The 21,767-nt window shown below is 69.0% G+C and carries 19 protein-coding genes and 1 pseudogene; 14 read left to right on the top strand and 6 right to left on the bottom strand.

Annotated elements, in window-relative coordinates; all coding sequences use genetic code 11:
• Positions 1-4 precede the first annotated feature (4 nt).
• The 4 genes and pseudogenes from ABZ348_RS04820 to ABZ348_RS04805 form a co-directional block, all read left to right on the top strand.
• A pseudogene (locus ABZ348_RS04820) lies at positions 5-637 on the top strand (pilus assembly protein TadG-related protein); the annotation flags it as partial.
• Positions 638-666: 29 nt separating this feature from the next.
• Positions 667-1,266 (top strand): hypothetical protein, encoded by a 600-nt coding sequence (locus ABZ348_RS04815; RefSeq protein WP_358929352.1) that lies wholly within the window; start codon positions 667-669, stop codon positions 1,264-1,266.
• Positions 1,266-1,922 carry an OmpA family protein gene (locus ABZ348_RS04810; protein WP_358929350.1) on the top strand — a complete coding sequence of 219 codons (657 nt, stop codon included), beginning with the start codon at positions 1,266-1,268 and terminating at the stop codon, positions 1,920-1,922. The genes ABZ348_RS04815 and ABZ348_RS04810 overlap by 1 nt, the downstream gene beginning before the upstream one ends.
• A 121-nt stretch (positions 1,923-2,043) precedes the next feature.
• On the top strand, positions 2,044-3,372 hold the full coding sequence (locus ABZ348_RS04805) for a hypothetical protein (RefSeq protein ID WP_358929348.1): 1,329 nt from the start codon (positions 2,044-2,046) through the stop codon (positions 3,370-3,372).
• A 104-nt stretch (positions 3,373-3,476) separates the two neighbouring features.
• Here ABZ348_RS04805 and ABZ348_RS04800 read toward each other — a convergent pair whose 3' ends face one another.
• On the bottom strand, positions 3,477-3,836 hold the full coding sequence (locus ABZ348_RS04800) for a DUF192 domain-containing protein (RefSeq protein WP_358929346.1): 360 nt from the start codon (positions 3,834-3,836) through the stop codon (positions 3,477-3,479).
• A 228-nt stretch (positions 3,837-4,064) separates the two neighbouring features.
• On the opposite strand from ABZ348_RS04800, the gene ABZ348_RS04795 reads away from it, so the two are divergent.
• Positions 4,065-4,946 (top strand): A24 family peptidase, encoded by an 882-nt coding sequence (locus tag ABZ348_RS04795; RefSeq protein WP_358929344.1) that lies wholly within the window; start codon positions 4,065-4,067, stop codon positions 4,944-4,946.
• 65 nt (positions 4,947-5,011) lie between these two features.
• Complete coding sequence (locus tag ABZ348_RS04790) at positions 5,012-6,583, top strand: DUF2079 domain-containing protein (RefSeq protein WP_358929342.1); 1,572 nt, start codon at positions 5,012-5,014, stop codon at positions 6,581-6,583.
• On the opposite strand, the gene ABZ348_RS04785 is transcribed toward ABZ348_RS04790, so the two are convergent.
• Positions 6,584-7,738 (bottom strand): winged helix DNA-binding domain-containing protein, encoded by a 1,155-nt coding sequence (locus ABZ348_RS04785; RefSeq protein WP_358929340.1) that lies wholly within the window; start codon positions 7,736-7,738, stop codon positions 6,584-6,586.
• Between the two features lie 113 nt (positions 7,739-7,851).
• Between ABZ348_RS04785 and ABZ348_RS04780 the strand changes: the two genes are divergently transcribed.
• Entirely contained in the window at positions 7,852-8,205 is a 354-nt protein-coding gene (locus ABZ348_RS04780) for a helix-turn-helix domain-containing protein (RefSeq protein ID WP_358929338.1), read from the top strand.
• Between the two features lie 570 nt (positions 8,206-8,775).
• Here ABZ348_RS04780 and mgrA read toward each other — a convergent pair.
• The gene (mgrA, locus tag ABZ348_RS04775; protein WP_358929337.1) at positions 8,776-9,831 is read right to left on the bottom strand and encodes an L-glyceraldehyde 3-phosphate reductase; all 1,056 of its coding nucleotides are present in this window, start codon (positions 9,829-9,831) and stop codon (positions 8,776-8,778) included.
• A gap of 225 nt (positions 9,832-10,056) precedes the next feature.
• On the opposite strand from mgrA, the gene ABZ348_RS04770 reads away from it, so the two are divergent.
• The 5 genes from ABZ348_RS04770 (at position 10,057) to ABZ348_RS04750 (ending at position 16,140) form a co-directional block, all read left to right on the top strand.
• On the top strand, positions 10,057-10,821 hold the full coding sequence (locus tag ABZ348_RS04770; RefSeq protein ID WP_358929335.1) for an isoprenyl transferase: 765 nt from the start codon (positions 10,057-10,059) through the stop codon (positions 10,819-10,821).
• A 660-nt stretch (positions 10,822-11,481) separates the two neighbouring features.
• Positions 11,482-12,804: a PhoH family protein gene (locus tag ABZ348_RS04765; protein ID WP_358929333.1), complete on the top strand. Its 1,323-nt coding sequence runs from the start codon at positions 11,482-11,484 to the stop codon at positions 12,802-12,804.
• Between the two features lie 359 nt (positions 12,805-13,163).
• Positions 13,164-13,895 (top strand): transglycosylase SLT domain-containing protein, encoded by a 732-nt coding sequence (locus ABZ348_RS04760; RefSeq protein WP_358929821.1) that lies wholly within the window; start codon positions 13,164-13,166, stop codon positions 13,893-13,895.
• Positions 13,896-14,065: 170 nt separating this feature from the next.
• Entirely contained in the window at positions 14,066-15,424 is a 1,359-nt protein-coding gene (locus ABZ348_RS04755; protein WP_358929331.1) for an AI-2E family transporter, read from the top strand.
• Positions 15,421-16,140 (top strand): hypothetical protein, encoded by a 720-nt coding sequence (locus ABZ348_RS04750; protein ID WP_358929329.1) that lies wholly within the window; start codon positions 15,421-15,423, stop codon positions 16,138-16,140. The genes ABZ348_RS04755 and ABZ348_RS04750 overlap by 4 nt, the downstream gene beginning before the upstream one ends.
• Before the next feature lie 105 nt (positions 16,141-16,245).
• Here the strand turns inward: ABZ348_RS04750 and ABZ348_RS04745 are convergent, their stop codons facing one another.
• Positions 16,246-16,782: an alkyl hydroperoxide reductase gene (locus ABZ348_RS04745; protein WP_358929327.1), complete on the bottom strand. Its 537-nt coding sequence runs from the start codon at positions 16,780-16,782 to the stop codon at positions 16,246-16,248.
• A 3-nt stretch (positions 16,783-16,785) separates the two neighbouring features.
• Entirely contained in the window at positions 16,786-17,340 is a 555-nt protein-coding gene (locus ABZ348_RS04740; RefSeq protein ID WP_347729811.1) for a peroxiredoxin, read from the bottom strand.
• Positions 17,341-17,729: 389 nt separating this feature from the next.
• Here ABZ348_RS04740 and ABZ348_RS04735 point away from each other — a divergent pair, with 389 nt between their 5' ends.
• Positions 17,730-18,050: a hypothetical protein gene (locus tag ABZ348_RS04735; protein WP_358929325.1), complete on the top strand. Its 321-nt coding sequence runs from the start codon at positions 17,730-17,732 to the stop codon at positions 18,048-18,050.
• A gap of 265 nt (positions 18,051-18,315) precedes the next feature.
• Positions 18,316-19,257 carry a LysR substrate-binding domain-containing protein gene (locus ABZ348_RS04730; protein WP_358929323.1) on the top strand — a complete coding sequence of 314 codons (942 nt, stop codon included), beginning with the start codon at positions 18,316-18,318 and terminating at the stop codon, positions 19,255-19,257.
• A gap of 81 nt (positions 19,258-19,338) precedes the next feature.
• Here the strand turns inward: ABZ348_RS04730 and ABZ348_RS04725 are convergent, their stop codons facing one another.
• Positions 19,339-21,735, bottom strand: coding sequence for an FtsX-like permease family protein (locus ABZ348_RS04725; protein ID WP_358929321.1), 2,397 nt, complete (start codon positions 21,733-21,735; stop codon positions 19,339-19,341).
• Between the last annotated feature and the right edge of the window lie 32 nt (positions 21,736-21,767).

Raw genomic sequence — 21,767 nt, 5'->3', positions numbered from 1 at the left:
CGCCCCGCTCTACGTGGCCGTGGTGGTCGGCATCCTGGCCCTGGCACTCGCGTTCTTCGCGGTCGGGCAGGCGGGTGCCACGCGCAACGGCGCCCAGTCCGGCGCCGACGCGGCGGCCCTCGCTGCGGCCATGGACTCCCGCGATCAGTTCGGCGTCGAACTCGCGGACCGGCTGACCGATTTCGACTTCCTTGAGAAGCTCTTCGACGGTGAGCTGTTCGGTGACACCGGCGACGGTTGCCCCGCGGCGCACAACTATGCCCAACTCAACGGGACCGTGGTCGTCCCGGGCAGCTGCCAGGCCCTCGGCGGTGATCGCTGGGGCTACACCGTGACCGTCAGGACACAGGAGCCGGTCGGCGACACGATCCTGCCCGGCACCGAGAACGAGACGGCCAAGGCCACCGCGACCGCCGTCGTGCTGCCGCGGTGCACCTTCGAGCCTCCTGACGAGGAGCCCCCGACGGACGGCGGCGAGGGCGAGGAAGCAGAACCGAGCCCCTCTCCTTCGGACGAACCGATCCTGACGGGCGTGCTCGAGTGCGACGGTGGCAAGGAGTTCACGCTCGACCCCGACAGTCCGGACCCCCTTCCCGACATGTCCGAACTCTTCACCGTCCGGTTGGCCGAGGACTGACCGCGACCGAACGCAAAGGAACAGCACTGATGAGCATTCGGCATAGAGCGAAGCACCGCAGGGCGGCCGGGGCCGTGCTGGCCGCGGCACTGTCGCTCTCCCTGACGGCCTGCGGCGGCGGTGACGACGGTTCGGACAAGAAGAACGCCAAGTCCTCGTCGTCCACCGCGGGCGCCCCGGAGCAGCCGCAGCAGCCGGACCAGGGCGACGGGGGAGACACGCCGGAGTCCGCCAAGGTCCTGGCGACGATCAACGGAAGCAATGGATTCCAGTTCACCATCAACAGCGCCGTACGGGACCAGGGCGGTTTCCTCACGGTGTCCGGCGTGCTCAAGAACACCAGCGGCAAGGGTCTGACGACTCCGGTCCAGTGGAACGGCACGGAGAACGAAGTCACCAGGACCGGTCCTTCGTTGGCGGGCATGACCCTGGTCGACAAGAAGGCCAAGAAGCGCTATTACGTCCTGCGCGACACTGATGGATATCCGCTGACCACCACGGGCCTCAGCATGTTCACGGCCGGCCAGAGCGTGGACTTCTTCGCCCAGTTCCCCGCGCCGCCCGGAGAGACCGAGACGGCCGAGATCCAGATTCCGCTGATGCCCACCGCGACGATCGAGCTCTCCTGATGGGGGCGGAGGCCGCCCGGAGGCGGAGAGACCCCCGTTCCGTGGTGGCGGTGCCCCTCGCCGTCGTGCTGCTGTTCACCGGGCTCCAGCTCGGTGGCGCCTCCGGTGCCGCGGCCGAGGACGACCCCAGCGAGCCGCCCGGCAGTGCACCCACCTCCGCGGCGCCCGTGATCGACGGCGGCAGCCCCGGCCTCAAGATGCGCGAAGGGGCCACGCTCGCCTCGTCGCGTGTGCTGGACATCGTCTCCATCGTGGAGACCGAGGGGGGTGAGGAGCGCCGCGAAGAGACCCCCGTCTCGCTGAAGTTCGCCCTCCAGGCGGAGGTCCTGTTCGGCAAGGACAGTGCGAAGCTCACCTCCCAGGCGGGCGGGCGGATCTCCTCGATCGTGGCGGAGGTCCGTCGACACAAGGCCACTCGCCTGCGCGTCTTCGGCTTCACCGATGACCTCGGCACCTACGAACACGGCAAGGTGCTGTCGAAGAAGCGCGCCGACGCCGTCCACGGAGTGCTCAGTCAGCAACTCAACGACGCCGGCATCACCTATGAGGTCCGCGGCTACAGCGAGGACTATCCGATCGCGGACAATTCCAGTGAGGAAGGGCGCAGGAAGAACCGCCGTGTCGAGGTCTCCTTCCCCACGGGCGGGGCCGGTTGAGTACGCGAGATCCCGTCAGTCGTATGAGAGGCCAGCTATACGCGGCAGGTGGGACCCGCAGTACGCTGCGGGCCGGCTGTCGACGCGTGAGCTGATCGACTGATGGGCTGAGGAGCATGCAATGGGACGGGGCGGCACGACGGCAGGGGTCAGGACCACGGGAGCGGGGATCGCCTGTGGGCTGATACTCGCCCTTGTCCAGACGCCCCCTACCGCCGCCGCGGCCACCCCGGACTGGCTGAGCTCGTACGAGACGGCTCCCGATGCGCAGCCGGTGAAGGGTGCCTCTTCGGCTTCGGCAGACGCACCCCGGCTCACGCCCGGCACGTACGTCGACACCATCTCCGGCGGCGAGCGCAAGTACTACCGCGTTGCGCTCGACGGCACGTCCAACGCGTACGTTTCGGCCGTCCTCGCGCCACCGTCCAACGGCACCGTCAGCGCCACCGACGGCATCAAGGTCTCCTTGCGCTCGACCGAGGGCGCGCAGTGCAGCGTCAGCAACGACATCACCTTCGGCGGTACGACCCCGCTGCCCGTCGCCGACTACTCCACCCGCCGCATCGGCGAGGGCCGGGAGTGCCAGGCCGCGGGGGACTACGTGTACTCGGTGGAGTGGATCGGTTCTGCGGGCGCGTCCCAGGCGAACCGGTGGCCCGTCGAGTTGAAGTACATGACGGAGCCCGGTTTGAAGGCCGGGTCCGTGATGCCGTCCGCGCCCGCATCCTGGAGCACGCGGCTGCCCCAACGGGTGAAGGGCACGGCGAAGGGCGCGAGCGGCGGGTCCGGCTTCTACGACGCGACCCCGGTAGGACACGGGGTGTGGCGCGATCGACTCGCTCCCGGCGAGAGCCGCTTCTACCGGGTGCCGATCGACTGGGGGCAGCAGCTCTTTCTCGACGGTGAGTTCGGGGACGCGGAATCCGACGCCTCATCGGTGGCGGCGGGCGTGCGCATGACCGTCTTCAACACCGCCCGCGGCTTCGTCGAAGACGTCGGTGGCGATTACCGGGGCACCCCCACGACCTTGTCGTTGAGCACCGCACCCGCTGCTTTCGCCAATCGGATATCCGACCAGGACGACAGGAGCGCCATGCGCTTCTCCGGCTGGTACTACCTGCGGATATCACTGGACCAACGCATCTCCGGCCCGCTGCCGGTGACGTTACGCGTGGGGATCTCGGGTGAGCCGCAGGACGGGCCCGAGTACGAGGGCGATGCCACGAAGGCGGGTTTCGGTATCTCCGAACTCGAACGGGCGGCGGCCCAGCAGAACGCCTTCCTCGACGATGATGACGATCGTGCGGAAGCACTGTTGATCGTGGGGGTCGTGGGGCTGGTGATGGGGACGCTCCTGGTCCTATGGCTCGTCGTATGGGCGGTGTTGAGCCGCCGCAGTCGTCGCAGACGCATCACCGCGCGTACGCCGTTCAAGCCGATGTCCCACTGATCGCTCGGTGGGCAGCGTCCGGGCCCTCCGGGAGCGCTGCCGCTCCCGGGCGACCGTTCTTGCCTCCAGCCGTCGACCCCCGACTGCCGGGTGGCAGGCTGCCTTCAGCCGTCGACCTCCAACTGAACGCCCCGTCGCACTCCCCACCCCGCCATCGCCCCGCCCTGGGCCTCCAACACATGGCGAGCCCGAAACCGCGGTCGGCCCAGCCGTCCCGGTTTCAGCGTGTGCACCTCCACCACCGTCAGATTCCGGTCGAGATAGGCCACGTCGATGGTGAACTGCATCTGGAAGGTGTGCACGCCGCTGCATCGGGTGATCAGCAGGGCCCCGTCGACACCCGCCCGCCCGAGGAGTCCGCGACGCCGGGTGGCCCGGCTCGCCGCGATCTCCAGGGGCAGGGCGTCGTTGCCCGGTACCCACAACACGCCCTTGCCGTCCTGCCATTGGTGTCCTCGTCGCATGGTCGAGACCGTAGCCCGCCCGGGCCGGTGTCAGGCTCCCGATCGTCGTCCGGCTTCCCGTGCGGTGACCCAACGAAGGGACCGTATCGAGCCCGTGGGCGGTGCACGCATCAGTTCCGGCGCGGCCCAACGGCCGACAGGGCCCAGGTCCCGGGCCCATGGAGCCGCCCCGAACCGGATCGGCGAAGGCCCATGACCGCGCTCACCCGAGCAAATAGTCTCTGAGCCGTGTACGCCACGCTCATCGCCGCCGCCGTCCTGTGGGGCCTCGCCACTGGACTCCTCATACCCCGGGCCGCGTACCGGCTGGCCGTCCCGGCGACGGACCCTTGGCGCGACGACTGCCCCTCCGGGCACCGGTTGCGCGGACCTCTCGGCGGCTGGCTGGGCGCGCCGCGGTGCTCCGCCTGTTCGACAGCGCTGACCGGTCCCGTACCGCAGGACCGGGGGGACGGGCCGCACGGCACGATGCAACTCGACGGCCGGTCCGGCACGGTGAACGGGACGCCGTCGGAGCCGCAGCCCCTGGTACGGGCGTACGCGGCGGAGGGCAGCCCTCGCGCCCGGATCACGCCCGGTGTCGTCCCCCTGTTGACGGCCGGGGTCTGTGCGGCCCTCGCGGTCGCCACCGGTGGCCGCCCCGAACTGGCCGTCTGGCTGGTGCTCACGCCCTTCGCCACCTTGCTCGCCGTCGTCGACGCCCGCGTTCACCGACTGCCCGACCACCTCACCCTTCCGCTGGCCGCCGCCGCGGTCGCCCTGCTCGGTCTCGCCGCCGTCCTGCCGTCGGCCGGGGGCTCTTGGCACACCGCACTCCTCGGCGGACTGACCCTGGGTGCCTTCTACTGTCTGCTGTTCGTGATCCACCCCGGCGGCATGGGGTTCGGTGACGTCAAACTCGCGCTCTCGCTGGGAGCAGTCCTCGGCTGGTACGGCTGGGGCGTGCTGATCACGGGGGCGTTCGCAGGCTTCCTGTTCGGTTCGCTGTACGGATTCGGACTGATCGCCCTCGGGCGCGCCCACCGCAAGAGCGCGATCCCGTTCGGCCCCTTCATGATCCTCGGCGCACTCTCCGGAGTGCTGTGGGGAGCGTTCACCGTCGCCCACTGACGGCGGTGACACGCCCCCATGGAGGTGTGCGGTCGACCGTTCGCCCCCGTCTAGCATCCGGATGTATGCGGACGTTCTTGGACAATTCACTGGTGTGGCGTGAGGAACTACTGAAGGTCGTCACCCCCACCCGGGCCCGCACCCCGCACCAACCGGCCCACACCACGGCGCCCCGTCCGACGAGCCTCCGCACCGGCCGCCGGGCATCGCTGCCCTGGAGTTGGGCGGCCGTCCTGTTCGCCCTCTACGCCACCGTCGCCGTCCGCCGCCATCTGCTGATGCGCACCACCGGGTACGACCTCGGCATCTTCGAACAGGCCGTTCGTGCCTACGCCCGACTCCGCCCCCCGATCGTCCCGCTGCGCGGCGAGGGCTTCAACCTCCTCGGCGACCACTTCCACCCCGCGCTCGCCGTCCTCGCACCGCTCTACCGCATCTGGCCCTCGCCGCTCTGTCTGCTGTTCGTCCAGTCCGCGCTCCTCGCGGTCGCCGCCGTACCGCTGGTGGGCTGGGCCGCCCGCGCACTCGGGCGGAGATCCGCCCATGTCATCGCCCTGGCCTACGGGCTGAGCTGGGGCATCGCATCCGCCGCCGCCTTCGACTTCCACGAGGTGGCGCTCGCCGTCCCCCTGCTCTCCTACGCCCTCGCCGCCGTGGGACAACAACGCTGGCGTGCCGCCGTCGCCTGGGCGGCACCCCTCGTACTGATCAAGGAGGACTTGGGGCTGACCCTGGCCGCGCTCGGCTGCCTCATCGCCTACCAGGGGCCGCGCCGGCTCGGTCTGGTCACCGCGGCGGTCGGCGCCGGGGCATCGCTGATCGAGATCACCTACCTCCTGCCCGCCTTCAACCCCGCGGGCGGCTATGCGCACGGCGACAACCTGGGCGCCGACCTCCACACCTCATGGCTGGCCACCATCGCCTTCGCACCGCTCGACGCACTGCGGCCGGACATCAAGGCCATGACCCTGATCCTCGTCTTCGCCCCGTCGGCCCTGCTCGCCCTGCGCTCCCCCCTCGCCCTGCTCGCCGTGCCCACCCTGGCGTGGCGGATGCTGTCGCAGAACGGCTTCCACTGGGGCACGTCCTTCCACTACAGCGCCGTTCTGATGCCGATCGTCTGTGCCGGGTTGATCGACTCCCTGCGGAGGTGGCGCGGCAGCGGCCATCCGCTCGGAGCCCGCCATGTCCGGGCCTCGCTCGCCACCGTCCTCGCGGTGACCGTCGTCATGCTGCCGTCCTTCCCGCTCGCCCAACTCGCCCAGCGCGCCACCTGGCGGACCACCGCACACATCGAAGGCGCCCGTGAGTTGCTGGCCGAGATCCCGAACGGCGCATCGGTCGCAGCCTCCAACCGACTGGTGCCCCAACTCACCTCGCGCTGTGACGTGGTGCTCTTCCCCACCTTCCCGGTCGACGCCCGGCTGTACGAGTACGACAAGGGCAAGCTGCCTCCCCCCACGGCCGAATGGATCATCCATGACGCCAGGGCGCCCGAGGCATGGCCCTACCACACGGGACACTGGCCCTACCCGCCCGAGCAGCAGGCCGTGGAACTCGCCGCCGCCCGGAAGGCCCACGGCTACCGGCTCGTCGCCGAACGGGACGGCATCACCCTGCTGCGACGCTCCCGTTGACTATGCGTGCGGCCCCACCAGCACCGTGCCGACCGTCAGCGTCGCCCGTGACTCCAGCACCTGCGCAACCCGCTCCACCTGCGCCGACAACTCCGCCCGGGTAGCCGTCCGGTCCAGGGCGGCCCCGATCGGTTCGACCGTCACCGCGATCCGCTTCCGGGACCGCTTGAGGTGCCACACGCCCGCCACCGTTCCGTCGACGAGGACGACCGGATAGTTCCCCGCCTGGCCGCCTGCCAGCGCCCGCTCCCGTGCCGGCCCGGGAAAGAGCAGGTCCCGCGGCTGCGAGGCGATGGCGTACGCATCGAAGTACGGCAGCAGCCGGACGCCCCTCGGTCCGCCCTCGGGGAACTCGCCGTCGCCGGCCGCCACCCAGGCGGTATCGCCCTCGTACCGCACCGGCTCGATGCGTCCCTCACCCGCCAGGGACGCGAACGTCTGCCTGGCCCACCCCTGCGGCGCGGCCAGCCACCGGGCGAAGTGACCGGAGGTGGCCGGTCCGTAGGCACCGAGATACCGCACGACCAGCCGACCGAGCGCCTCGCGCTGCTCCATGGGCGTGGTCAGGGGGTTGGTATAGGCGACGCGGCGCCCCTTGTTCGGCGCGAAGGCGAGGACGCCCCGGTGCGCGGCGAGATGGGTCACCTGCCGCCAGCGCGGCCACTTGCCCTGGAACGCCTCCATCACCAGGTCGCCCGCCCAGGGGCCGGTACGGGTCACGATCGCTTCGGTGAGTTCGTCGGTGGTCAGGTGGACGTCCGTCAAGGCGTCGGCGATGGCGGCGATGATCTGCTCGGTCCGGGCCGCGGTCAGGCCGACGGCTTCGGGCATCCGGAGCGCGCTGTCCGGGATCGACGTCAGCGCACCGGTCCACATGGGGAGGTCGTCCCTGGCCAACAGGTGGATCGTGCCGCGGGGGCCGTAGGTCTTCACCAGGGAGCCTTCGGTCCACAGTGCATCGGACACGGCGGTGCGCGTCACCCCGCCCCCGAGCCGCAGGGCCACCGAGAGCTCGGCGGCGCTCAGTACCTGCGCCTGGGCGGCCAGCATCGCCGAGGTGATCGCGGCCGGGGTGACCGTCAAGGGCTCGTCCAGTCCCTGGCGCGCGAGGGTGCGGGCATTGGACTGCGTCCAGGTCACGGTGCGTGTCGTCATGGCCCGAGCCTAGGGTTGGATTAGGTCAGTTCCTGACCTCGTTTGCGCCCTCACTCATCGAGAAATGGTGTACTGCCCGGACGGTAAGTGTCAGGGACATCCGAGGAGTTGCCGTGCCCAAGGCCAAGCCCGTCTACCAGTGCGGCCTCGACGCCGCGGTCGATGTCGTCGGCGGAAAGTGGAAGCCCCTCATCCTGTGGGCCCTGCACGAGCGCACCCACCGCTTCGGCGAGCTGCGGCGCGAGCTGGTCGCGGTCAGCGAGAAGGTGCTTATCCAGCAACTCCGTGAGCTGGAGGCGGACGGGATCGTCCATCGTGAGGTGTACCGCGAGGTGCCGCCGCGGGTGGAGTACTCCCTGACCGAGTTGGGAGAGGCGCTCAACAGGGCGCTGGAGCCCCTGGGGGCCTGGGGCGAGACCTATATGCAGGAGATCATCGAGCGCAAGACCAAGGAGTGCGCGGTCTGAGCCGGCGCACAGTCGGGGCTGAGCGTCGCCCGGGACCCCCGGTGCATGAGCCTCATCGACGAGGTCCGTGCCACGGCATCGCCCGGTCAATGCGACGCCCCTTCCCCGGGTCACCCATGCGGGTTAGCCACCAGGCCGCCGGGCCGCGACCGGGCGGGTGGCCGGGGGCCGGATCGCGTACGACCGTCGACGAGGAGTCGTCCCGAGAGCGACCGAGCGCCACGGAGAGCGACGGAATCGTGGCGACGGCACCCCGTGAGCACCCCGCAACCGGGTTCCCCGCCCGTTCCACAACCTCGGGGAACGGACGTGCCCCTTCGACCCGAAACCTGGTCAAGGCCATCGGCGCGGCGGTGGCGAGCAGCACGACCTGCGAAGCGTTATGGTGGAAGCCCCCCCTCGGGCCGGTCCGTATCCCCCCCACGGACCGGCCCGGTTTATGTTCCGGCCCGGGTCGGAACCCCGCCCCCGCAGATCAGCGGGCGCTGTCCGCGCCGCATCTCGACGAGGCGGCCGAGGGCCATCGAAGAGAGCCCCCGGACCGCTGTCGCACGGGCGGGCCCGGACTCCTCAGCCCCGGTCGGCCCAGATGTTCGTGCCGTGGGTGTCCACGGCGAAGGTGTCGATCTCGACCAGCTCGGCATCGGTCAGCGGCTCCCCGGCCAGCGCGCCCACGTTCTCCTCAAGCTGCGAAACGCTCGACGCGCCGATCAGCGCCGACGTCATCCGTGCGTCCCGCAGGACCCAGGCCAACGCCAACTGAGCCAGGCTCTGCCCCCGGCGCGCAGCGATGTCGTTCAACCCGTTCAGCCGTCGCACCACCTCGTCCGAGAGCAGCCCGGGATCCAGTGACTTGCCCTGGGTCGCCCGTGAGCCCTCGGGAATGCCCTTGAGGTACTTCCCCGTGAGCAGTCCCTGGGCGAGGGGGACGAAGGAGATGCAGCCCATGCCCTCCGCCTCCAGGGTGCCGAGGAGTCCGTCGTCCTCGATCCAGCGGTTGATCATGGAGTACGACGGCTGGTGGATCAGCGCGGGCACCCCCATCTCCCGGAGCAGCCGTGCTGCCTCGGCCGTCTGCTCGGCGTTGTAGGAGGAGACCCCCGCGTACAGGGCCTTGCCCTGGCGGACGGCGGAGGCCAGCGCCCCCATGGTCTCTTCCAGCGGGGTGTCCGGATCGAAGCGGTGCGAATAGAAGACGTCCACATACTCCAGACCCATTCGGCGCAGCGACGCGTCGAGCGAGGACAGAAGGTACTTCCGGGAGCCCCATTCCCCGTAGGGTCCGGGGTGCATCAGGTAGCCCGCCTTGGTGGAGATGATGAGCTCGTCGCGGTACGGGGCGAAGTCCCGGGCGAAGATCTTGCCGAAGTTCAGCTCGGCGGAACCCGGCGGCGGGCCGTAGTTGTTCGCGAGGTCGAAGTGCGTCACTCCCAGGTCGAAGGCGCGACGCAGGATGGCGCGCTGGGAATCGAGGGTCCGATCGTCACCGAAGTTGTGCCAGAGCCCCAGGGAGATCGCGGGCAGCTTGAGCCCCGAGCGACCACTGCGCCTGTACTCCATGGAGTCGTAGCGGTCGGTGGAGGCGAGATAGAGGGACGGGGAAGGAACCGCGGAGGAATCAGTCACACCTGTCTGCTTATCACGGACTTGTGACAGACCGGGTTGGGCCGCTGTGCCCCATGCGCAGTAATGTGGCCGCTTCAGGGGATGCCGCACGGCGCGGGCGAATTGCCGCATGGCGGTGGCCGGGACCGGTCATCGAGCCGTTCAACGCAACGGGCCCCGGCAGCGGACCCCCCGACCCCCGGCACCCAGGGCTGATGCGCCCGCCAGAACCGAGAGGTGAACTCTGTGAACTTGCGTGACCTGGTGTACAGGCTCTACGCACGCCGGGTGGAAGGCCGACTGGACCATACCCAGGTGCCCAAGCACATCGGAGTCATCCTCGACGGCAACCGCCGCTGGGCCAAGGCGTCCGGCAACACCCCCGAATCGGGTCACAAGGCGGGCGCCAGCAAGATCCAAGAGCTGCTGGGCTGGTGCGCGGAGACCGACGTCGAGGTCGTCACGCTCTGGATGCTCTCCACGGACAACCTCGACCGGCCGGACGACCAACTCATTCCCCTCCTCGGGATCATCGAGGACGCCGTACGGGCCCTGGCCGCGGACGGTCGCTGGCGGGTGCACCACGTCGGAACCCTCGATCTGCTCCCCGCCCGCACCCAGTCGGTGCTGAAGGAGGCCGAACAGGCGACGCTGGGCATCCGGGGCGGGATACTCGTCAACGTCGCCGTCGGGTACGGGGGCCGCCAAGAGATCGCGGACGCGGTCCGCTCCCTGCTGCTGGAACACGCCGAGAAGGGCACCAGCGTCGAGGAACTCGCCGAGACCGTCGACGTCGAACACATCTCCGAACACCTGTACACGCGCGGTCAGCCCGACCCGGACCTCGTGATCCGCACCAGCGGAGAACAGCGGCTGTCGGGCTTCATGCTCTGGCAGAGCGCCCACTCCGAGTACTACTTCTGCGAAGTCTTCTGGCCCGCCTTCCGCAAGGTGGACTTCCTGCGTGCGCTGCGTGACTACGCGGCCCGACACCGCCGCTACGGCAGCTGACGTCCCGGTCGGCCCGGGGACGGCACCTTCCGACGCCCGGTCGGGCGGACTGCTGTCACAAGAACCGCCGCGCAGGCGCGCATCCCGGCCCCGTTCGTCCGGCTCATTCGTCCGACCTCGTATGTACGGCCCGTCTGTACGGCTGGACACGGCCCTGCTCCCCTCGGTGTCCGAACACCGTGTCCCCCGTCGTCACTGACGGCGACCGCCACCCCGATCGCTCTCATCGACCGCCCGGGCGCCCCTTGTGGGCACGGCCTCCCCGTGGCACCCGGGCCCGGTGACGCGGTGCGTTCGACCCACTCGGACCGTTGCGCCCACCAGAGCCGATAACCCCGCGTTCATCCAGGTGTCGTGGCACATCGGGCATGGTCACACGTGTTCGAGGGAATACCCCTTGCAGGTCGACGTCCGATCCACGAACGTCGTATCTCAGTGAGTGGCCGTGACCGCTCACCCGGGAGGCCCTTTGCACTCGATGGATCGCACTCCTCGTGCGGACCTGGACAGGGGCCGGTGCTCGGCCCGTGCATCGTGGCCGAAGACCCGGCCCCTTCCCCGCCCCGGGCGGGGAGATCTGTCTGCTGTCCTCCGGCGGCAGACACCAAGGCCCGCGACGGCGTCGCACCGCCGACCTCATCCGAGGGGGTACGTCCTTCCGTGGTGAACAGCACAAAGCGCCGGATGCCCGATAGGCGCACTTACGTTCTCGACACCAGCGTCCTGCTGGCCGATCCCAGCGCCCCGACCCGTTTCGAAGAGCACGAAGTGGTGCTCCCGATCGTGGTCATCACGGAGTTGGAGGCCAAGAGGCACCATCCAGAACTGGGGTACTTCGCCCGGCAGGCACTGCGCCTGCTGGACGACTTCCGCATCCGGTTCGGACGCCTCGACGCCCCCATTCCCCTGGGCGACCTCGGCGGCACGATCCGGGTCGAGCTCAACCACTCCGATCCAGGGGTCCTCCCGGCCGGCTTCCGGCTCGGTGACAACGACTCAAGGATCCTGGCGGTGGCGAGGAACCTCCAGGCTGAGGGGTATGACGTCACGGTCGTCTCCAAGGACCTACCCCTGCGGATCAAAGCGTCCTCGGTCGGTCTCCTCGCCGAGGAGTACCGCGCGGAGTTGGCCATCACCGACTCCGGCTGGACCGGGATGTCGGAGCTGTCCCTCTCCGCCGACCAGGTCGATCTGCTCTACACGGAGGAGACCCTCTACGTCCCCGAGGTCGCCGAGTTGCCCGTGCACACCGGACTGGTGCTCCAGTCCGAACGGGGCAAGGCACTCGGCCGGGTCACGGCCGAAGGGAACGTACGGCTGGTCCGGGGCGATCGGGAGGCGTTCGGCATCCACGGCCGCAGCGCCGAACAGCGCATCGCCCTCGATCTGCTGCTCGACCCCGACGTCGGCATCGTCTCGCTCGGCGGCCGTGCCGGTACGGGCAAGTCGGCGCTCGCGCTCTGCGCAGGTCTGGAAGCGGTCCTGGAACGGCAGCAGCACCAGAAGGTGATGGTCTTCCGTCCGTTGTACGCGGTGGGCGGGCAGGAACTGGGCTATCTGCCCGGGACCGAGGCCGAGAAGATGAGCCCCTGGGCGCAGGCCGTCTTCGACACCCTTTCGGCCGTCGCCGGTCGTGAGGTCATCGAGGAGGTCCTGGGGCGCGGCATGTTGGAGGTCCTGCCGCTGACGCACATCCGCGGCCGTTCGCTCCACGACGCGTTCGTCATCGTCGACGAGGCGCAGTCACTGGAGCGGAACGTCCTGCTCACGGTGCTGTCCCGGATCGGGGCGAACTCGCGGGTCGTGCTCACCCACGACGTGGCCCAGCGGGACAACCTCAGGGTCGGTCGGTACGACGGAGTCGTCGCCGTGGTCGAGAAACTGAAGGGGCATCCGCTCTTCGCCCATGTCACGCTCACCCGCTCCGAGCGTTCGCAGATCGCCGCCCTGGTGACCGAAATGCTGGAGGAAGGCCAGATCTAGGAGGATTGAACCTCTTCGCGCCGCCCCGCAAGCGCAGCAGCGTAGCGGGGCGGCGCTGTGCTGTGCTGTTGTTTCCAGGAAGGTTCCACACCAAACGGCGTGTGAGCTATCCCACGTAACGAATAATTGCCTTGCGGCGTGACGTTGGGGCAGAGTCTTGCTTCCGTCAGGCCCCGCATACGACACCTGCACCACTCGTGGTGCGAGCAACACACAACTCAAGAACTGCCGTCGTGTGCCGCCCGCAAGTTTCACCGGCTCTCCCGCTGGGAGTTGACCACGGGCCCGCGCCTCCTGTGACCCAAGACAGTGGAGGCCAGCGTCAGGGGCACGATTCGCCCGTGGGGTCACCTAAGGCGATGCTGGAAGGAAACCGTGTGAGCCGGATCTCGGTCCGGGGGTTCGCGGTGGCGTCTGCCACTGCGGTCACCACCGTCGGAGCAGTCGTGGGCGTGGCCTCGGGCGACCCCCAGTCCTCAAGTGACAACTTCGAGGCGGCGGCTGCCGACACGACCCTCCTCGCTGAAATACCCATGGGTCAGCAGGCCCAGGTCCAGGTCTCCTCGCTGACAGAGCAGGCCGATGCCCAGGCGGCAGCCGCCGAGGCGTCGGCGCGCAAGTCCGCCGAGGAATCCGCCCGCATCCAGGCGGCCCAGCTCGCGAAGTCCAAGAAGGACGCCGCGGACACCAAGGCGAAGAAGGAAGCCGAGGCCAAGGCCAAGGAGAAGGCCAAGGCCGCCGAGCGCGCCAGCCGGGACTCCGTGCGCGACGCCTCCAGCTTCACCGCCAAGAGCTCGTACAGCGTCGCCGAAGTCAAGGCGATGGCCCGGCAGATGATTCCGGGCGATCAGTTCCAGTGCTTCAGCAACATCGTTCAAAAAGAGTCCACCTGGAACTACCTGGCGCAGAACCCGTCCTCCGGGGCGTACGGACTCGTCCAGGCGCTGCCCGGCTCGAAGATGTCCTCGGCCGGCGCCGACTGGCGGACCAACCCCGCGACCCAGATCAAGTGGGGTCTGAAGTACATGAACGAGCGGTACGACAGCCCTTGCGGCGCCTGGTCGTTCTGGCAGGCCAACCGCTGGTACTAGACGCCTGCTGTCGGTCACCGAAGCAGAGGTCGCACGGGCCCTCCAGCCCGTCATGACTCCCGCTCAACTTCGGCACGCCCCTCACCGTCCCTACGGTGAGGGGCTCCGTTGCGTGTAGCGTCGTCGATCCCGGGGTCTCGGGAGGAGTTATGGGGGGAAGAAGGACCGTCATGTCGAAAGTGCCAGGGTGGCTCGCCGGTTGGGGCGAGTCGCTCACCCGTATGTCCGAGCGCATGGGCGAGGGCCAGAAACGTTCCCCCGATCCGGCCGACCTGGATGTGAACGTCGAGGAACCGGCCGACGGCGAGGACTTCACGGCCTCTGGGATCGGGCCGCAGAGCGTGCCCGCGCCTCCTCCGTACGCGCCCGCCGTCCTGCCCAGGCCCGATCCGGTGGCCGCCATTCCGTGGGGGATGCGGGTGGCGGCCGAAGCTGGATGGCGGCTCCTGGTGCTGGCGGGGACGTTGTGGGTGCTGATGCGGGTGATCAGTGCCGTACAACTCGTGGTGCTCGCCTTCGTCGCCGCCCTGCTGATCACCGCCCTGCTCCAACCGACCGTGGCCCGACTGCGCAGGTTCGGGCTACCGCGCGGACTGGCCACCGCGGTCACCGCCGTCGCCGGATTCGTCATCATGGGACTGGTCGGCTGGTTCGTCGTCTGGCAGGTCCTGGAGAACCTCGGCGACCTCTCCGACCGGGTCAGGGACGGCATCGAGGAGTTGAAGCGCTGGCTCCTCGACAGCCCCTTCCACGTCACGGAAAGCCAGATCAATGACATCGCGGAGAACCTGAGCGACACCATCGGCACCAACACCGAGGAGATCACCTCGGCGGGGTTGCAGGGTGTGACGGTGATGGTGGAGATCCTCACCGGAATACTGCTGGCGATGTTCTCCACGCTCTTCCTGCTCTACGACGGCAACCGGATCTGGAACTGGACCCTCAAACTGGTCCCCGCCCAGGCCCGTGCGGGGGTCGCCGGCGCAGGTCCCCGGGCATGGCGCACCTTGACCGCCTATGTGCGCGGCACGGTGCTGGTCGCCTTGATCGACGCGATCTTCATCGGACTCGGCATCTACATCCTCGATGTGCCGATGGCCGTACCGCTCGCCGTCTTCATCTTCCTGTTCGCCTTCATCCCCCTGGTCGGCGCGGTGATCTCGGGAGCGCTGGCGGTCGTCGTCGCACTGGTCACCCAGGGCGTGTTCACCGCGTTGATGGTGTTGATCGTGGTGCTGGCGGTGCAGCAGATTGAGGGCCACGTACTCCAGCCCTTCATCCTCGGCCGCGCGGTACGCGTCCATCCGCTCGCCGTGGTGCTCGCTGTCGCAGTCGGCGGACTGACGGCCGGCATCGGCGGTGCGGTGGTCGCCGTACCGCTGGTCGCCGTGACCAATACAGTGGTGGGCTACCTGCGGGCGTACAGCAGGGAACAGGCGCTGAAGGGCACGGCGAAGCCGCACGGCGCCACGGCACTGGGCTCCTCGCCCGCCGTGCCGCCGGAGTCGACGACGAGGGAAGCGCCGTGATATCCGAGCCGGAACTGTCCGACGGGAACGATTTCTTCAGGGATGCGCGGTCGATCCCGGAACAGCGCCCGGAGCCCCACCCGCCCGTGGAGCCCGAACCGTCCTCCGATGCAGGGCGTCGGCCCTGGCTCTGGGCGCTCGGGGGAGCGCTCGCCGCATCGGCGGTCTGGGCCGGTGTGCTCTACGCGCACGATGGACCGACACCGGAGCCCGACACCGGTGCATGGCGGGCCACCGGCAACCTCTGTCTCGACGCACAGCTCAAGGCGCTGAGGACGGAGCTGGGCACATCACCGTCGGCGACCAGCCCGTTCACCCGGGTCCACCCGGACCAGCACGGGACGGGCTGCTCCTTCTCCTTCCAGGGTGACGAGTCGCAGAATCGCTATCCGGCCCTGGTCAGTGTGAAGTACACCCTGCACAAGAAGATCGATCCGGGGCCGGAGTTCGAGGCCGGTCTGATGCCGCCGCTCGGGGTCGACGAGTCCCCCACCTCGCTCACACGCATCGAACGACTGGGCGAGAACGCCTTCTTCATCCTGGGGAGTGGAGCGGAGCCCTCTCTCCATGTCCTGGACGGTCAGGCCGTGCTCAGTCTGAGTGTCGTCCTCGACGAGTACGGCGAGAGCGGCGCCCGTCCGCCCACCAATCTCTCCGGGATCAAGGCGTCCATGATCGCCGACACCAGGGCGCTGATGGCCAAGCTCCAGAGCTGAGACCACCGGTCCGCCGGGCGCGGACGACGAAGGACCCCGCCGTTCGCACATTGGCGGGGTCCTTCTTGCGGTGGAGCGGTGGAGCGGTGGAGCGGTGGGGCCGGACTACTGGGCCAGAGCCGCCTCGGAGTCCAGCGTGGTGCCGACGGCCTGGACGACCGCCGCGATCTTGAAGGCTTCCTGGATCGTCTCGCGGTCCATGCCGGCCTTGCGCAGCACCTGCTCATGGGAGTCGAGGCACTGCCCGCAGCCGTTGACGGCCGAGACCGCGAGCGACCACAGCTCGAAGTCGACCTTCTCCACGCCCGGGTTGCCGATGACGTTCATCCGCAGACCGGCGCGCAGGGTGCCGTACTCCGGGTCAGACAGCAGGTGCCGGGTCCGGTAGAAGACGTTGTTCATCGCCATGACCGCGGCGGCGGACTTGGCGGCGGTGTACGCCTCCGGGGAGAGGTTGGCCTTGGCCTCGGGCTCCAGCTCGCGCAGGGCGATCGGGCTGCGGGAGGCGATCGCGGTGGCGAGGACGGTCCCCCACAGCTGCTGCTGGGAGAGCTTGTCGTTGTTGCCGATCACCGAACCGAGGTTGAGCTTCAGGTCCTTGGCGTAGTCCGGTATGGCGGACTTCAGCGCGTCGAGGGACATGGATCACTCACCGGCCAGCAGGGCGACGGGGTCCAGGGTGGTCTCGCCCTTGGTCCAGTTGCACGGGCACAGCTCGTCGGTCTGGAGCGCGTCCAGCACCCGCAGGACCTCCTTGGGGTTACGCCCGACGGAGCCGGCGGTCACCATGGTGAACTGGATCTCGTTGTTCGGGTCGACGATGAAGACGGCACGCTGGGCGAAGCCGTCGGCACCTTCGATGCCCAGGTCGCGCATCAGCTCGTGCTTGGAGTCGGCCAGCATCGGGAAGGGCAGGTCACGCAGGTCGGCGTGGTCCTTGCGCCAGGCGTGGTGGACGAACTCCGAGTCACCGGAGAAGCCGAGGACCTGGGCGTCACGGTCGGCGAACTCGTCGTTCAGCTTGCCGAAGGCCGCGATCTCGGTGGGGCAGACGAAGGTGAAGTCCTTCGGCCACGCGAAGACGACCTTCCACTTGCCCTCGTAGGACTTGTGGTTGATGACCTCGAACTCCTTGCCGGTCTCCAGGGAGACGCAGGCAGTGAGCTCGAAGGTGGGGAACTGGTCGCCGACAGTGAGCACGGTGTTACTCCAAGGTGCATGAGGGTGTGGACAAATGCACCCTGTCACACCCTTGATCGCGGATGAAATTGATCAATGTGGTCAGTGTGATCGGGTGGAGCGATCAATGCCTGGGGCCGCACTGATACCGGCTAGCTCGATCGGGCGACTCCGCCTTGAGCTTCGTATCTTCCTCGCGGTCGGCGAGTAGAACCACGGTTATGCATTCGGCGACCGGCATCAGAAGAAGGATGTTGAGGCAGCGCTTAAGAGGGCGGAGGCTGCCGGGCTCAAGGTGACTCGCACGGGAGGCGGGCACCGGTGGGGATACGTGCTGTGCTGTCCGTGCAACCAGCGGCGCACGGTTTCGTGCACGCCGCAGAACCCGAGCGAAGAAGGGAGGTATATCGATGGATTCGTCAGGCAGCACCGCGCTTGCGCGTAACTGGTACTTCAATCTGATTCTCCAGGATGTCATGACCGAGGAGCAGTCCGATGCGCTGGCACAGTTGGCCAGCTTTCACGACGGAAGGATCTCGCTGGTCGAATCCCCCGAGCGCTCCTGGTTCACCTGCTCCTTCGAGGCGGAGGCCATGACGCAGGCCATCGCTGACGGCCTGGCGCGATTCAAGGACCTCCCGAGTGTCCTCGTCCAGAGCGTCGAGTTGGACCCGATCGCCCTTGAGTACAACGGGATGACGACGCCGGCCGTCGTACGGGCGCCTGAGTAGGGCTGTCGCCCGAAGCCGTACAACCTTCGGGTCGTTGAGTTCCATGGCCCAGTCGTTGACCAAACTCCAGCAACGCCGCCGTGGCGCCGAGCGCCGGTCGCATGGCCTTGGCGGCGACCGCGTCTCCTGCACGACGGATCGGTTGCGTGACCGCCTCGGGCACGGCGTCCGTAACCCGTCTCACGGCGTTCCCCGCGACTTCGCCCGGGAAAACGATGTCGAGAAGTCGATTAAACTCCTAGGGAATGATTGAAAGGGCTGATCAGTGGGCGCAGTGAACCGGGGCAAGCAGCCCAGCCTCACCCAGTTGCGCGCCTTCGCGGCCGTTGCCGAGCATCTGCACTTCAGGGATGCCGCCGCGGCCATCGGGATGAGCCAGCCCGCCCTGTCCGGCGCGCTCTCCGCTCTGGAGGACGCCCTCGGGGTGCAGCTGGTCGAGCGGACGACCCGCAAGGTGCTGCTCTCCCCCGCGGGCGAGCGGCTCGCCGCCCGGGCACATGACGTCCTCCAGGCGGTCGGCACGCTGATGGACGAGGCCGAAGCGGTACGGGCGCCCTTCACGGGCCTCCTGAGGCTCGGGGTGATCCCCACCGTTGCGCCCTATCTGCTGCCGACGGTCCTCCGACTGGTCCAGGACACCTACCCCGACCTCGAACTCCAGGTGCACGAGGAGCAGACTGCCTCACTGCTCGACGGTCTCACCGCGGGGCGGCTCGACCTGCTGCTGCTCGCCCTGCCGCTGGGGCTGCCCGGACTGACCGAGTTCCCGCTCTTCGACGAGGACTTCGTCCTGGTCACACCCGAGAGCCATCCCCTCGGGGGCCGGCCGGACATAGCCCCGGGGGCGCTCAGGGAACTGCCACTGCTCCTGTTGGACGAGGGGCACTGTCTGCGCGGCCAGGCCCTCGACATCTGTCGCGAGGCAGGTCGGGGGGACGATGCGTCGGTGACCACCACGGCCGCGGGGCTCTCCACCCTGGTCCAGCTGGTGGCCGGTGGTCTGGGGGTCACGCTGCTTCCCCGTACGGCCGTCGAGGTCGAAGCCGGTCGGGGCGGGCTGAAGACCGCCTCGTTTGCCGAGCCCGCCCCCACCCGCAGGATCGCCCTGGTCGCACGCCCCGGAGCCGCACGGCAGGGGGAGTTCGCGGAGTTCGCCGGGGAGCTGCGCGAGGCACTGCGCCCGCTGCCGGTGCGGATCGCTTCCTGACCCTGGCGGGTCTTCTGACCTCCGCGAGTCTCCGGCCTCAGCAGGAGCAGATCGAGCGGAAGGGCAAGACCGCGGGCCGGGTCATTCCGTTCGGAGGCCGTCCGGGCGCATCATCCGCCACAGCGGCGGCAGGCTGAGCAGCGTCACCAGCAGGATGACCCCGGCGCCCACCCCCGCCACCGGTAGGAACAGCCACCAGCGAGTGATCTCATTCCCGCTCAGATTCAGCATCGCTGCCCCGAGGGCCAGACCGCCGGCAACGGCCACCGCCGTTCCGAGCACCACCGGCACGGCGGTCTGCCACAGCACGGAGAGCGCCAGGGTGGAGCGAGGGGTTCCGAAGGCCACCAGTGACGACAGCAGCCGTTGACGTTCTCTGAGCTGTTCGAGCTGTGACACGAGCATCGAGGCGGCGATCAGGCCCAGCGTGGCGGTGGCCGCTGCGAGCAGGCCGGTCTGGAGGCTCTCGTACCGGGCATCGCGCTCGATCATCCGGATCGACCAGATCCGTAGACCGGGGGCGACGGCGGCGACGGTGTTCCGGGCGTGTTCCCGGGCGTCGGGGACGCTTCCGTCCAGCGTCACCAGGGATGTCGTCGCGCCGCCCGGCAAGCGTGAGACGTCCAGCGCGCCGAAGGTGGCGAAGACACCGGTGTTCTCCCAGCCGTCCGGGTCCTTGGTCACGACGGTCGCCGCGTTCCGCGGGAGGGTCCAGGATGTGGATCCGGTGGCGCCCAGGAGCAGGGCGGTCCCCTTGCGGGCGGTGTTGTCCACCCAGGCGTTCTGCTCCTTGTCACGGGCGCTGTGGACGACGAAGGCGTCCCCGTCCGTGCAGGAAGGGATGGTGGCCAACTTCTTCAGGGTGGCGCAGTCGCCCATGGTCAGCGAGGTCATCGCATGTTCCCGGGGCCCCCGCACCTCTGCCCTGATCGTCGTGACCACATCCCGGACCCCCTCGGTCCGCCCCAGCTCCCGGGTCATGCGGTCCGCCAGCTCCCGGCTGGGGCGTTCCGCGGAGACGTTGAGCCGGTCCCAACCGGGGTCCTTGCCCAGCATCGTGTTGAACTCGTCGTGCATCCCGGCGAACAGCATCTGGAGGGCGATCGCCCCCGCCACCGCGACCATGATCCCGCTCACCGCACGGGTCGGCGGGCCGCTGTTCAGCTGGAGTCGGCGGGTCGCCAGCTGCCAGGAGAGCGGCCCACCGCGCAGCCGGCCCACCGAGGCTTCCATCAGCCAGGGAAGCAGGGCGGACACGCCCAGGAGCGTCAGGATCGAGCCCGCCGCGATGGGGAGCGGCCGGACGAACTCGGGCGGGTCGCCGTCGATGCCGCTCTCGTTCAGCAGGAGGAGGAGTCCCGTGGCGGGCACCAGTGGCCGCCACCAGAACCGCCGGCGCGGCGGAGTCGAACGGCGCACCACGCCGAGCGGTTCGATCATCACCGAACGCAGGGCGATCAGGGTGATCACGACCGATGCCACCGGAACGGTCACCAACAGCGCGGCGGTGAGCTCGGGCAGCGGGACCACGTCCGAGGGGAAGGCGCTCAACTCCCAGATGCGTATCCAGCCGGCGAACTGCCGGACCAGGACGAACAGGGCGATGCCGCAGACCACCCCCAGCACCGAACCGAACAGTGCCTCGCCCGCGGCGATCCGCCGGGTGGTGGGTGCATCCGCCCCCACCAGACGCAGTGCGGCCAGTCGTCGATCGCGGCGATCCCCGCCGAACCGCACGGCGGTGGCGATGAACACCGCCACGGGCACCAGCAGGACGACGCAGGCGAGGGTGATCACCACGACGAGGAGCGGATCGTACGGGAGGGATTCCGATGCGGGACCGCCCCAGCCGTCCGTCCGGCCGACCCCGTCGCCGGGAACCAGGCTGGGACTCCCCGCATAGAAGTAGAGCTCACCGGGGTCGAGGAGGCCCTCTTTCCCGATGGTGCCGATCGTCCGGTAGTCCAACCGGTCGACGAGCAACCGGCCCTCGTCGGACGCCAGCAGGTCGGCGAGGGCGGGGGAGACCAGCATCTCGCCCGGCCCTGGCAGTTCCCCGATGCCGGGCGGCAGCGCCGGACGGGCGCCTTCCGCGTGCAGGAGCAGCCCCTTGACCATCTTCTCGCGGTACTCGGTGGACGCGTCCGCGTAGAGGACTCCGGTCGGAGTCGCCCCGGTCGGAGACGGCTTCGCCATCTCGGGCGCCGTCATCTCGGACGCCGCCATCTCGGACGGGGTACGGTCCTCGGCGCGTCGATCCCGGTTGTCCATGATCTGCGGTATCGACGCCGCGATCAGCAGCAGGGCGACCCCGAGCCCCACGCCCACGGCCGTCAGCGCATTGCGCACCCAACCCTCGCGTCCGCCGAACGCCCCGAAACGCATCCCGTAGGCCAGGTCCCGCAGCCAACTGCGGGTGCGTCCGGGACGTTCGTACCGAACGGGGGCACGGTCCTCGCGCTCTTGTATGAGGGTCATGGTGTGGGGGTCCGGATCATGGAGTCAGCCGA

This window comes from Streptomyces sp. NPDC005963 (assembly GCF_040638655.1).
Lineage (GTDB): Bacteria > Actinomycetota > Actinomycetes > Streptomycetales > Streptomycetaceae > Streptomyces.
This window is presented reverse-complemented; position numbering and strand designations above follow the sequence as displayed.